General features: G+C 51.7%; 11 protein-coding genes and 1 tRNA gene. 2 read left to right on the top strand and 10 right to left on the bottom strand.

Features of this window, described 5'->3' with window-relative positions; all coding sequences use genetic code 11:
- Positions 1 to 2 precede the first annotated feature (2 nt).
- Positions 3 to 1,394 (bottom strand): MBL fold metallo-hydrolase RNA specificity domain-containing protein, encoded by a 1,392-nt coding sequence (locus tag A4Z71_RS01405; protein WP_070954204.1) that lies wholly within the window; start codon positions 1,392 to 1,394, stop codon positions 3 to 5.
- Between the two features lie 49 nt (positions 1,395 to 1,443).
- Between A4Z71_RS01405 and A4Z71_RS01400 the strand changes: the two genes are divergently transcribed.
- On the top strand, positions 1,444 to 3,249 hold the full coding sequence (locus A4Z71_RS01400) for a heavy metal translocating P-type ATPase (protein WP_070954203.1): 1,806 nt from the start codon (positions 1,444 to 1,446) through the stop codon (positions 3,247 to 3,249).
- Between the two features lie 39 nt (positions 3,250 to 3,288).
- Here A4Z71_RS01400 and A4Z71_RS01395 read toward each other — a convergent pair whose 3' ends face one another.
- From A4Z71_RS01395 to A4Z71_RS01375, 5 genes are all read right to left on the bottom strand, one after another.
- Positions 3,289 to 3,975: a potassium channel family protein gene (locus A4Z71_RS01395; protein ID WP_070954202.1), complete on the bottom strand. Its 687-nt coding sequence runs from the start codon at positions 3,973 to 3,975 to the stop codon at positions 3,289 to 3,291.
- Between the two features lie 36 nt (positions 3,976 to 4,011).
- A complete protein-coding gene (locus tag A4Z71_RS01390; RefSeq protein WP_070954201.1) occupies positions 4,012 to 5,388 on the bottom strand; it encodes a TrkH family potassium uptake protein in 1,377 nt (458 codons plus the stop codon).
- Positions 5,389 to 5,455: 67 nt separating this feature from the next.
- A complete protein-coding gene (locus tag A4Z71_RS01385; protein WP_070954200.1) occupies positions 5,456 to 6,562 on the bottom strand; it encodes a calcium:cation antiporter in 1,107 nt (368 codons plus the stop codon).
- 37 nt (positions 6,563 to 6,599) lie between these two features.
- Positions 6,600 to 6,672 (bottom strand) — tRNA-Thr (locus A4Z71_RS01380).
- Between the two features lie 39 nt (positions 6,673 to 6,711).
- Positions 6,712 to 7,644, bottom strand: coding sequence for an oxygenase MpaB family protein (locus tag A4Z71_RS01375; RefSeq protein WP_158512767.1), 933 nt, complete (start codon positions 7,642 to 7,644; stop codon positions 6,712 to 6,714).
- Between the two features lie 42 nt (positions 7,645 to 7,686).
- Between A4Z71_RS01375 and A4Z71_RS01370 the strand changes: the two genes are divergently transcribed.
- Complete coding sequence (locus A4Z71_RS01370; RefSeq protein ID WP_070954198.1) at positions 7,687 to 8,058, top strand: hypothetical protein; 372 nt, start codon at positions 7,687 to 7,689, stop codon at positions 8,056 to 8,058.
- A 138-nt stretch (positions 8,059 to 8,196) separates the two neighbouring features.
- Here A4Z71_RS01370 and A4Z71_RS01365 read toward each other — a convergent pair whose 3' ends face one another.
- The 4 genes from A4Z71_RS01365 to A4Z71_RS01350 form a co-directional block, all read right to left on the bottom strand.
- A complete protein-coding gene (locus A4Z71_RS01365) occupies positions 8,197 to 9,846 on the bottom strand; it encodes a solute symporter family protein (RefSeq protein ID WP_070954197.1) in 1,650 nt (549 codons plus the stop codon).
- On the bottom strand, positions 9,846 to 10,181 hold the full coding sequence (locus A4Z71_RS01360) for a DUF485 domain-containing protein (protein WP_070954196.1): 336 nt from the start codon (positions 10,179 to 10,181) through the stop codon (positions 9,846 to 9,848). The genes A4Z71_RS01365 and A4Z71_RS01360 overlap by 1 nt, the downstream gene beginning before the upstream one ends.
- Before the next feature lie 152 nt (positions 10,182 to 10,333).
- On the bottom strand, positions 10,334 to 11,899 hold the full coding sequence (locus A4Z71_RS01355) for an alpha/beta hydrolase (protein WP_070954195.1): 1,566 nt from the start codon (positions 11,897 to 11,899) through the stop codon (positions 10,334 to 10,336).
- 2 nt (positions 11,900 to 11,901) lie between these two features.
- Positions 11,902 to 13,047 carry a DNA polymerase III subunit delta' gene (locus A4Z71_RS01350; RefSeq protein ID WP_070954194.1) on the bottom strand — a complete coding sequence of 382 codons (1,146 nt, stop codon included), beginning with the start codon at positions 13,045 to 13,047 and terminating at the stop codon, positions 11,902 to 11,904.
- Positions 13,048 to 13,049: the final 2 nt, after the last annotated feature.

Here is a 13,049-nt window from a genome sequence, read left to right as displayed (position 1 = left end):
TGCTAGAGGTCGAATGCCTCGCCGTCGCCGGGCGCGATAGCATCCCAGTTCAGGTCACCCTTAATACGGTCGGCGAAAATATCGGCCGCCCCCGCTTCACCGTGAACCACGAAAATTCGCTTCGGCGCTTCACTGGCTACCGCTAACCAGCCAATCATCTCATCGGCATCCGCGTGTACTGAGAAAGAGTTGATTTGCTCTATTTGAGCTTTCACATCGATCATCTGGCCGTGCATTTTTACCTGCTCTTCACCCTCGATTAGACGGCGACCACGAGTGCCGATTGCCTGGAATCCAACCAAAATGACGCTGTGTAACTGATTTGGCAGCATTTCTTTCAGGTGGTGCACCACGCGTCCGCCGGTGGCCATACCCGAGGCCGAAATGATGATGCAGGGCGAGGTTGGCTTGTTGATTGATTTCGATTGCTCAACCGTCATCAACTCGCTAAGGGTTCCCGGATCAAACGGATCGCGGCCCGCCCACTCAGCGACGATTTCGTCACGAATTTCTGGCGAGTTGCCATCGATAGCGTCGCGATAGTGTGCGAGGGCACGCAACGCCATCGGCGAATCAGCAAAAATTGGTACCTGAGGAATTTTGCCCTGTTCAATCAATTCGCGAAGTCGAACCAAAATAACTTCGGTACGGTCAACCGCGAAAGCTGGAATAAGGACCGAACCACCGCGTTTAATCGTTTGATTAATCACATCTTCAAAGTTGCTAGTCTCGGCAACATGTTCGCGATCACCGTAGGTTGACTCGGTAACGATTGCGTCATATTTTCCGCTTGGAATTTGATCTGGCTGGCGCAGTAGCGGATGTTCGTCTCGACCCATGTCTCCGGTGAACAAAAGTCTCTTACCAAAAAACTCGACCTCGACAAATGCAGCACCAAGGATGTGCCCAGCTGGGTAGAAAGTCACGTAGGTGTCTTCGGCAACCCTAATGCGCTCGTGAAAGGCCTCTGGCTTGAAATGCTGCAGAGCCAAAGCTGCATCTTGTTCGGTGTAGAGCGGAGCCGGCGGATTGTGCTTTGAGAACCCCTCTTTGGCTGCGTATCTAGCATCTTCTTCTTGAATGCGGGCAGAATCGCGCAAGATAATGTCGGCCAATTTCGTCGTGTATTTGGTTGCGTAGATTTTTCCGCGAAAACCCTCTTTAACCAACCTAGGGATGTAGCCGCAGTGGTCTAGGTGGGCGTGGGTGAGTATGACAGCATCGACTTCAGCGGCATCAATTGGCAGGGGTTTCCAATTTCGGAGCCGGAGTTCTTTGAGGCCTTGAAAAAGTCCGCAGTCGACCAAAACCTTGGTTTTGCCGTGACTCAGCAAAAAGCGACTTCCGGTAACGGTACCGGCGGCGCCGAGAAATTGGATTTTAGGAGTTTGCATACTTAGCAGTCTATGTTTGTCGGCTGAGATCTGATGGCAGACTTTAGTTATGCGCAAGTTGGTGGAAAACAATTACCTGATGCTCGGGCTCACTTTGGGGGCACTTCTTCTCGGTTTAGCTTTTTTCCAAAACGCCCCGCTGCAAAAAGGTTTTTGGGCATTTGGCGCGCTGGTAGGTCTGTTGTTGGCTATCTATTTGATAGTCGATGCCATTAAAGCCAAAGCCTTCGGCAGCGACATCTTGGCTCTGATTTCCATTTCTGCCACGGCGTTAACTGACGAGTGGCTGGCTGCAGTGGTGATTGCAGTGATGTTGGCGACCGGTCGAGCACTAGAAAACTGGGCAGCGGGCAGGGCTCGCATGCAATTGCAAGCGCTGCTTGAACGGGCACCTCGAGTGGGTCACCTAATCGATGACAAAAATCGGATCACCGATCTGCCCCTGGGGCAAATTTCAGTTGGTTCAAAATTGCTAGTGCGCTCAGGCGAGGTGGTGCCCCTGGATGGCACTCTTCTTAGCGCAGGCACTTTCGATGAATCGGCCCTCACCGGCGAGCCAATTCCGAAAAGCTACGAGGCCGGATCGGTAGTCAACTCGGGCATTGTTAATGCCGGACAAACACTCGAAATTGAAACCACACAAACCGAAGAAACCAGCACATACTCGGCGCTGATTGAACTGGTTAAGGCTGCTCAAGCCGATTCGGCCCCCGGAGTTCGAATCGCGAACAAGTGGGCCATCCGGTTTGTGCCATTTGCGTTGGCGCTGGCCGGCGGAACCTGGTTGGTTACCGGCGAGCTAGATCGAGCGGTGGCAGTTATCGTTGCCGCCACACCGTGCCCACTTATTTTGGCTATCCCAGTCGCAATCATTTCGGGGATGTCGCGGGCTGCCAGCCACGGAGCAATCATCAAGGGCGGTGCGGCGCTGGAGCAACTTGCTCGAGTCAAAACTTTGCTGCTAGATAAAACCGGCACTCTTACCCAAGGCGGGCCTGAGGTTAGCGAAATTGTCACCGCCGATGGAATCAGCACCGACCGCGTGTTGGCGTTTGCTGCTGCCCTAGAACAATCAAGTCCGCACATCGTGGCCAAGGCTATTGTCGCGCAGGCTCGCGACCGGGACCTGATGCTTGAATCGGCTAACGATGTTATTGAAGATCACGGACATGGACTAATCGGCACGGTGGGTGGCACTCGAGTGCGTGTCGGCCAACTAACCGAGAAGCCGGCTTGGAGCAACATCTCACACAGTCTTCTAGTTGGTGTCTGGCTGAACGATGAGTTGGCAGCAGTCATCGGGCTTGATGATCCGCTGCGCGAAGACGCTGTGCAAACCGTGTCCGAAATGCGCGAAATCGGTGTCGACAAGGTGTTGATGGTAACCGGTGACCGATCTGAAACGGCCAATGAGGTCGGTGAGGCAATTGGCGCGGATGCTGTTTACTCCGAATGCCGGCCAGAACAAAAACTCGCGATTGTCAAAGAACAAATGCAACTTGACCAAGGCACCGTGGTTGTGGTTGGCGATGGCATCAACGATGCGCCAGCTTTGGCAGCAGCACACGTAGGTGTTGCGATGGGTGCGCGTGGAGCCACTGCCGCGAGCGAAGCTGCCGACGTGGTGATTGTCGAAGATTCGATTAGGCAACTTGCGATTGCCGTCGATACCGCACAGGGTGCTCGTAACCGAGCTCTTCAAGCCGCGAGTGTCGGCATGGGGTTGTCTATTTTGGCTATGGTTGGGGCTTCGTTTGGACTGATCAATGCAACCGGAAGCGCACTTCTTCAAGAAGGAATTGACGCGGCAGCAATTCTCTGGGCACTGGTGCCCAGCGCACGCAGAATTCGCTGATTGAGTGTCGAATTATTCGCGAGCCGGCTAGAAGGGCAACTAATCTAGCTGCACAAACTCGTCTAGGGGCTTTTTTCTGCCGGCGATAACCAAGTGGTCGCCAGTACTTAGGACTGTTTCTGGAAAAGCCGGTACATAGTTTCCGTCACCGTGACTTACCGCAACTACGGTTACCCCGTAGGTGCTGCGAATTTTCAGTTCAGCCAAATTCTTTCCATCGAATTGAACTGGGCTTTCGCACTTAACCATGACAAAGTCTTCATCAATGTGCACATAATCAAGTGATTCACCAGAAACCATATGGGCCACGCGGCGCCCCATTTCTTTCTCTGGAAAAATTACGTGGTGGGCGCCAAGTTGCTCAAGGATTCGCCCGTGTGAGGTTGAGTTTGATTTAGCCCAAACTTGTTTGACTCCGAGTTGCAGCAACAGTGATGTGGTCAAAATACTTGATTCCAGGTCGGCACCGATAGCGACAACCGCACTATCCATGTCTTGAACACCAAGTTCACGAAGGGTCTCTTCATCGGTAGTGTCAGCCGTAACCACATGGGTCAACTGACTCGACATAGCCTGAACTAGACGCTCGTCGGAATCGATGCCGAGAACTTGGTGACCGCCGTTCACCAACTCGACGGCTAGCGCCGAACCAAAGCGACCTAGGCCAATCACGACCACATTTGCCGAGTGAAAACTTCTTTTGCGTCTTGGGGTTTCGTTAGCCACCTGATGCACCTTCTTCTTTCGATTCCAATCTAACCGTTAGCCGATTAGAGGTCGCTCTTTCGGATATTCAAAATGTCGTTTTGTCTTTCGAAGCGCCAGTGATGTTGCAACCACGATGGGGCCAAGGCGCCCGAAAAGCATTAGTAATGACAACAGGAACTTTGCATGATCCGGCATTTGTGCTGTGATGCCGGTTGAAAGGCCAGTGGTTCCCACAGCTGAGGTGACCTCAAACAGAATTTCATCCAGCGTGAAATTGGTGGTTAGGCGCAGTAGAACCGTTGCACCAATTACCACCGCAGCTGCCAGACTCACAATTGTCAGCGCTTGGCGCTGCATTGATCTGGGCAACCTGCGGTTTCCGATGTTAACTGCGGCCTCGCCGCGAATCTCGGTGTAGATGATATAAAACAACACCACCGCGGTGCCAATTTTGATTCCACCTGCGGTCGATGCGCTTGCGCCGCCGATAAACATCAAAATGTCCATAATCAACCAAGAGCTGGGGTTTACAACCGACATGTCCATAGCGTTGAAGCCAGCGGTTCTAGGCATAACAGCGGCGAAAATGCTATCTAGGATTTTGCTCACCGGGTCAAGTGGGCCGAGAGTCTTTGGATTGTTCCACTCCAAAAATCCGATTGCGATAGACCCGCCGACTAACAAAACCAATGTCGCCCAAAGGACGATTCGACTGTTTAGCGACCATTGCGCAGGAAACGCGAATGGCTTTGGTTTTTTAAGTAACTTCGCCAGGTAGCACTTAGCTCGATCTCGAATTTCAACAATTACGGGGAAACCCACGCTGGCAATAATTACGGTCATGAAAATCGGCACAATAATCCAGCCATCCCGGGCGAACCCAATCAGACTGTCGCTGTAGAGAGCAAAACCTGCATTGTTAAAGGCAGACATCGCGTGGAAGAGACCATGCCCCAACGCATCCGCAGTGCTGTAGTTGTAATGGGTCAACAATCTGACAAATAAGAAAATGAAGAGTAATCCCTGAAAGAAAAGCATCACTTTGGCGATGTTTTTGAGAAGGGATTTGATGTCGGGAGCAACAGCGATCGATGCCTCAGATGTTGTTAGCATCTTGTTCTTCAAAGAGATGCGACCATCAAGTAAATAGCCAACCAGTGTGGCAAAACCCACGATTCCAAAGCCACCTATCTGAATCAGGATGGCGATGATCCAGTGACCAAACTGGGACCAGTGTGTTTCAACGTTGAGTGTGCTGAGGCCGGTAACGGTTACAGCCGAAGTGGCAGTGAATAGTGCGTCGATAAAAGGCGTTGATTCACCCGAATTGGTTGCGGTAGGTATCATGAGCAACAATGCGCCGAACAGAATGATTACCGTGAACGCCATTGCAACGAGCTGCGTGGGATGCAAGCCTTTTCGGCTGGCCATCTAAACACCTTCTTGGTTAGCTTCGATTCGAAATCCGAACCCTAGAAGACATTACTCCTAATTGGCGCTATGGCGTAAAAACCACGAGTAAAAATGAGCCAAAAATACTCAGATGCACAGCCGCTTGCATCAGGGTAGCTTTACCCTGCATTACCGTCAGCGCCGACACTACAAGGGTTAGGAAAAGCAAGGTTATCTCACTCGGATTGAGCCCTAAATTGACCTGATAGTCAAAAACAATTGAGATCACTGCGATTACCGGAATTGTTAGGCCAATTGATGCCAAGGCCGAACCGTAAGCCAAGTTGAGACTGGTTTGCGTTCGGCCCGAGTAGGCAGCTCTAACTGCCGACACAGATTCGGGCAGCAGCACCACCAAGGCGATGCTTACCGCGACCACCATTTCTGGAAAGCCTAGATCGTCGACCACCGACTTTATTAGCGGACTGGTTACCTTTGCCAGACCAACAACAGCCACCAGAGAAACGAACAAGGCTGCAAAGCTAAACCAGGCTAACTTCGCTGACGGTGCCTCAATGTGAGAACTCTCGCTTACCCTTTCGGGGTTTGTCACCGGAGGCAAAAAATAATCTCGGTGGCGTATTGTCTGAAACAGCACAAAGACCAAATAAAGCACCAAAGAAGTCACGGCCGCAAAGGCTAACTGAGCCGTGTTGAAAGTTGGGCCTGGCGAAGATGTGGTCACACTCGGTAAAACAAGGCTCAAGACACTCAGTGCCGATAACGTTGCAACTGCCCCAGAAACCCCATCCGCTTTGAAATTTGCCACCTTGCGTCGCAGCACCTTGACAAGCAAAGCCGCACCCACAATGCCGTTCGTGGTAATCATCACCGCAGAAAACACCGTGTCTCGAGGCAAATTGTTTGCGGTTTCCGGACTATCGAGAATCAGCACGATAATCATGCCAACCTCTATAACCGTGACCGCAACGGCCAAAATTAGTGAGCCAAATGGCTCGCCAACCTTTAGAGCAACCACTTCGGCGTGGTGAACCGCTACGAAAACAGTCGCGATTAGAAGACTTCCCAAAAGTAGCAAAATAAGTGCCGGAAGCTGAGCGTTCCAACTGATCAGAAGGGCAGCAGTGGCTATAGCCGGGATGGCGAAATAAGCCGGTTTCAGACTGCTAAAAGATTTTTGGGATTTTTTCATCTCAAACCTTTCCAGCGCTGTCGGGTGGGATTTTCAGAGCCACCTGGGGGAATTGAACCCCCGACCTGCTCTTTACGAGGGAGCTGCTCTACCGACTGAGCTAAGGTGGCATGCTGCATAGGCAACACTAGAAGTTTAGTCGCCACGGTTTATTTCGGGGACCATACTCTGGCGCGGATAAGACGAGCGCGAGCAGCATCCTCGATTGGTGACTCAGGACCGATGGCCCAACGCATTATCTTCAACACTGCCCTGGTTATTGGAATAATCAACCAACGCGATTTGGCCTTTAGGCCAAGTAATTCGCGAAATTCGGGGCGCAGAGACACGACCGCAGCTTCAAAAAGCAACCGGTAAACGGGCTTAGCGGTAGCAGGTAGCGGCGGGTACTGAATAAATTTGATTACCGATTCGGTATCTGGCGTTTTACTCAACTGACCAGACTGATAAATCTCGGCGATGAGTTTTTCTAACTCAGCCTCGGTCATCGGCACGTTGGTTAGCCCCAAAGGCTCGACCGATCGCGACCATTGACCTACGTAGTTATCCGCTCCGGTGGCAGCATCTCCCGAGGGAATTGGCTGAGCCGAGTAAAACTGATGGGCGACCAGAAAAGACTCCATAAATGCAATGTGCACCCAGAGCAGCAAATCTTCATCGGCTGCCCGATAGCTCTTTAGCTCACCGGCGCCGGTTTGGTATTCACCGGTCACTCGCTGGTGCATGCGGTTTACGCGTGCTGCTTCGCCAGCAACCGCGTCGACCGAACCAAAGGTCGTGACAGTGAGCCAACGAATTGTGCCCGCTAAACGACCTAACGGGTCTTGCTGATAACGCGAGTGGTTTTTCACACCGGTCAAAGAACCAGGATGCAAAGCCTGCATCAGTAAGGCTCGGATGCCACCAACTAAAGTTCCAAAATCGGCGTGCACAATCCAGGGCGCATCACTGGGTAGAAATAATCCGGGTTTGTCTCCCTCAGCCACAATCGGCAACCATGGTGGAACCCCATTTGGGTCTTGCGAGAGAAGTCGACGAAATCTTCGGGATAGATTTTCTTGTAGCGAATTGTTCTTTGCCAAGAGCACCTAACCTTTAATTACCGATAACCGCTAGGAGTAACCATGAATCAGAAAGAACTAATCCAACTTTCACAAAAAGCTCGAAACCAAATAGTTTTTTCACAGTTGGCTCCGACGTTCTTGTTGATTACCACGGTGGGATTGGTCGACGAGATCAAAGCCGCCGGGCAGCCTGTGATTTGGGCAACTATCGGAATTTTGTTGGCCTCGGGTATTTTGGGTGCTCTCGTTCAATTCACGGCAGCAGATGAGGCTCAAGCCTTGGCCAAAGATTTGCGCGAGCTAAAGGGCAAATCGGCGGCGGCAAAGTCGATTATCACCTGGGCTCCTATGTTGCACACTGTGAAGTATCTGACCACCTCGATTTTTGTGGCCATCTTTGTTGCCCTAGTTATCTCCTTGCTGGGTTTATAGCAAGCACTACAGGTTCTGACCAAAAGGTTCACCCCACCGCCCCAGCGATTGACTGACACTCGATGGGTGGCCTAAAACTAAACAGCCGGATAAATAAAATGGACCCCGAAATTCGGGGTCCATTTTATTTTTGAACTGCTAGTGGCTGACTGCCTTACCAATGGCAGCGCCGGTCAATGAGCGAACTTCAAGTTCGGCATACTTGGCCGAGTTGCGTTCGTTCGAGGTGATTGCACCCAACCATCCCATGAAGAAACCGAATGGAATCGAGACAATTCCAGGGTTGTTCAACGGGAACCAGTTGAACTTGACACACTCGGTGTCTGGCAGGCACTTGATGAAGCTGGTTTCGGTTCCGGAAACGTTGCCCGAGAAAACCAATAGGACCAGCGCCATTCCCAAGCCACCGTAGATAGCCCAAACAGCGCCTCGGGTGTTGAAGTTCTTCCAGAACAGCGAATACAGGACCGCTGGCAAGTTTGCCGATGCGGCAATCGCAAAAGCAATTGCTACCAGGAAGGCTACGTTTAGGCCCTGCGCTCCGATTGCCAAAACAATGGCGACCACACCGATGAGAATTGCTGCGATTCGTGCAACACGAACCTCACTCTTCGGGTCAACATTGCCTTTCTTGATGACGTTGGCGTAGAAATCGTGAGCGAATGATGATGACGAAGCCAAGGTCAAACCGGCTACCACGGCAAGAATTGTTGCGAAGGCAATCGCACCAATGATGGCCAACATTGTTGCGCCACCGGTCTCACCAGCGATACCCAAACCAAGTTCTTTGGCAAGCAGCGGTGCCGCTAGGTTTCCACCCTTGTCAGCTTCCTTGATTGCGGTTGAACCAACCAGGGCCGCAGCACCAAAGCCAAGCGCGATGGTCATCAGGTAGAAAGCCCCAATGTTGCCGATCGCCCAGTTAACCGACTTGCGAGCAGCCTTTGCAGTTGGAACAGTGTAGAAACGAATCAGGATGTGCGGCAAACCAGCAGTACCCAGAACCAGAGCTAGACCCAGCGAAATCAGGTCAAGTTTGTTCATCAGAGTCTTGAAAGGGTCACCTTCAACTTCAACACCGTACTTACCGCCCGGGTTGAGGAAGTTGGCGTTTCCGCTCTGTTCTTTAGCAGCGCCGAGAAGGGCACCGATGTCGAACCCGAAATGCCACAAGACCATGATGGTCAGCACCGTGGCACCAATCATCAGTAAGAAAGCCTTCACAATTTGAACGTAGGTGGTTCCCTTCATACCGCCAACGGTCACGTAGACGATCATCAAGATACCGACCACGCCGATGATTAAGTTTTTGGCACCGCTGTCGGTTGGGTCTATGCCGAGTAGCAGCGAAACAAGGCTTCCGGCACCAACCATCTGAGCGAGCAGGTAGAAAATCGAGACAACCACGGTAGATGCCGAGGATGCGGTACGAACCGGACGCTGTCTCATTCGGAAGGCGACGACATCACCCATGGTGAAACGACCAGAGTTACGAAGCGGTTCAGCAACTAGCAATAGCGCGACCAGCCAAGCAACTAGAAAGCCGATTGAGTACAGGAATCCGTCATACCCGGCGAGAGCAATCATGCCGGCAATACCCAAGAATGAAGCGGCAGACATATAGTCACCGGCAATGGCTAGACCGTTTTGGAAACCGGAGAAAGAAGCTCCACCGTCATAGAAATCTTGTGTGTTCTTCTTGTTGGATCGGCCCGCACGAATAACCAGCACGAGCGTGAAAATTACGAAGACGATAAAGAGAATCGTCGAGAGAGTTGTTGAATTCATTAGCCCTGGTGACCGATCTTTTCATTGATTTTGTCGCGCAGAGTATCTGAGGCGTGATCAAGGTGCTTGCTTGAATGACGCTCGTACAACCAGGCGATAACGAAGGTAGAAATAAATTGCAACAAGCCAAGGATGATGGCGATGTTGATGTTGGGCAGAACTTCGATGCTCACCCAATCGCGTGCGAAAGCGGTTAGCAAAATGTAACCGAAGTACCAAACCAAGAAGGCAATGGTTACCGGAAAAGCGAAACTGCGATACCTGTGTCGCAGTTCTTTGAATTCGGGACTGGATTGTGTCTCAACCCATACCCCTTCTTTATCTGTAGCTTGCATTGAACTCCAATGTTCATACATTTACTCGAGACGTAATTGCCGCGAGGAAGAGTGCATGGTGGCACACCATTCGTCAATCTAGTGGAGTTGGCGGGTCAAAAAACCAAAAAAATTCCCAAAAAATTATTCTGTTACGCCTCTGTTACAAAAGCTCAATTTTGACAGGTCAAATCTTCGGTTGGCACCATATCTCGGATGAAAAAGTCATCCACGTGACTATCGACACAGTCGCTGGTACGACCATATGCTGTGTGCCCATCACCCTCGAAAGTAAGCAGTCGGGCATTCGAAATTAGCTTTGCAAGTTCTACTGCCTGCTGATAAGGAGTTGCCGGATCGCGGGTTGTGCCTACCACCAAAATAGTTTCAGCCCCGTCGGCGCGGTAGTCACCCTGATGTGCCCGAAGCGGAAATGGCCACTGTTCGCAGGTTAGTGCGCCGTCTAGCCAGTAGCGACCAAAGACTTTGCTGGCTGCCAAAACCGCCTCATTCTGTTTGGCCATGGCTTCGTCATCGGCTGGAGAACGTGCATCGAGGCAACTAATTGCAATATTTGCTTCAAGAATATTGCTCGAGTATTTCGGCGTTTTGCCAGACTCTCGGTCATTATATAAATCTGCCAAGCCGATAAGAACCGAGCCATTACCCTCAAAGGCGGCAAAGAATGCCTCGCTGAGCGATGGCCACCAGTCCTTTCCATAGAGCGGCATGATTAAGCCGGTGACCGCGGACCAAACCGTAAGTTGGCGACCATCATCGGTAGGCAGCGGTTTAGTTTCTAATCCGCGTAAGAATTTAGCGATTCGAGACATGGCCTGATCAACCGTGCCGGAGAAGGGGCAGTCCTGCCCCGCCAAACAATCAGCAAGATAACTTCTTAGCGCCTGATCGAAACCCGTTACTTGGCCAAGCTGCTGTTGCGAATCTGTTCGCTTAGGATTTATGGCACCATCCAGCACCATGCGACCAACTCGCTGGGGATAAAGGTCTGCATAGGTAACACCAAGCATCGTGCCGTAACTAAAGCCCAAATAATTGATTTTCTCGTCACCGATCAGTGAGCGAAAAAGATCGAGGTCTTTGGCCGCAGAAACAGTGTCGACAAATTCGAGATTCGGGCCGGTGTGCTCAAGACAACTCTGAGCAAAGAAACCCAGGCTTTTCCTGGAATCGGCACGCTCCTCAGGGGTACCAATCGCAAAATTTGACTGCCCATATAGGTAATCATCGGTTTCTTGATCGGTCAGGCAATCAATTTTCGGTTCGCTCTGACCAACCCCGCGCGGGTCAATAGTTGCGATGTTAAAGTTGGTGCGCAATTCTTCGGTGCCCACATAATCCGGCGAACCGACCAGCCAATCAACGGCGGCTGAACCGGGGCCGCCGGGGTTGAAAATAATGGAGCCGATAGGGTTACTTGCCTTGGCCGGCACCAGAGCTGCCGCTAACCTAAGCGAGCCGTCTTCAGGTGAATCCCAATCTGCCGGTGTTTCGAAACTTCCACAATAGACCTGTAGGTCTTGAAGTGCGTCTGGGTCAGGACACAACTGCCAATCGATGGTCTGGCTGTAAAAACTTGCTAGCTCTGTAGCTACTGCAGGTGTCGGTAGAGGTTGAGGTAATTCGGTTGCGCCGTTCACCGAAGGTACGACACAGGCTGTCAACCCGATTGAAATCGAGATTGCAGTTGAAATCGTTTTTAGAAATCTGGAAGCCACGACTAGCTCTTTCTGCGCATCGCAACAGCCAGGCCCTCGAGGGCTAAAAGATCGCGAACGTTGGCTTCAATGAGGTGTCGGGTTTTAGCGATTGAATCAATGACGCTAATTGTCTGCGCTGGCGTGGTGGTGTTGGCGATCTCGGCGATGGTTTTTTCAAGATCGCGATTAATTAGCGGTGTTGCTGCCGCGAGCTGCACACTGAGCACATCTCGATACAGCGATAGCAGATCAACCAGAATTCGGTCTAAACCATCGCGCAGCGAACGCGTAGCCCGGCGTTTCTGCGCTTCTTCAAGATTTTTGAAATCGGTTCTCAAATTATTCGGGATGGTGTCTTCGGGCCCCAAACCAAGCGAACGCATCATCGCCTGTTTCTCTTCGGCGTCGCGTTCTTGAGTCAGCGCATCGGCATCTTTTTTAGCTACATCAAGCCAGCGCTCGGCAGCAATCATCGCCGCCGAAATTGAATTGATCGAGGCGGCAATCATCAGGGTCTCGCGACGCCGAGATCTGGCGTCGGAACTGTTTGCCAAGCGGCGCGCCATACCGATATGGCTCTGCGATTCTTCGGCTGCCTGCCTGGCTAATTTAGGCTCAATTCCCTCGCCCTCGAGCAGGGCCGCAACGGTTTCTACAGCCGGAACTTTAAGGCCGACGCGACGCACTCGCGACCGAATGGTGGGCAACATATCAGCTTCAGACGGTGCGCAGAGCAGCCATACTGTTCCCGCTGGCGGCTCTTCGAGAGCCTTCAGCAAAACATTCGAAGAACGTTCCTGCATTCGGTCGGCATCTTCGATGATCATCACTCTAAATTTTCCGAGCGAGCCACCGAATTGTGAATCGGCCACCATTTTTCGAACTTCGTCGATGGTTATTTGAACCTTTTCGGTGACCAGCGAGGTTATGTCAGGGTGCGAGCCGGCCTTGGCCATAGTGCAACTCTTGCAGACTGAACAACCACCATCAGGGCAAAGTAAAGCAGCAGCAAAAATGTGAGCCAGGTTTGAACGGCCTGATCCCGGCGGCCCTGTGATCAGCCAGGCGTGATGCAAGCCCTCATCGCGGTGCCGAACAGCCAGTGCCAGTTGAGCTACCGCCTCTGGTTGACCGGGCAACTCTGACCAAATCTTTGCGTCGGACATGA

The sequence above is a fragment of the Candidatus Rhodoluna planktonica genome (assembly GCF_001854225.1).
Taxonomy (GTDB): Bacteria; Actinomycetota; Actinomycetes; order Actinomycetales; family Microbacteriaceae; genus Rhodoluna; species Rhodoluna planktonica.
Note: the sequence above shows the minus strand (reverse complement) of the source record. Positions and strands in the feature narration are given on the sequence as shown.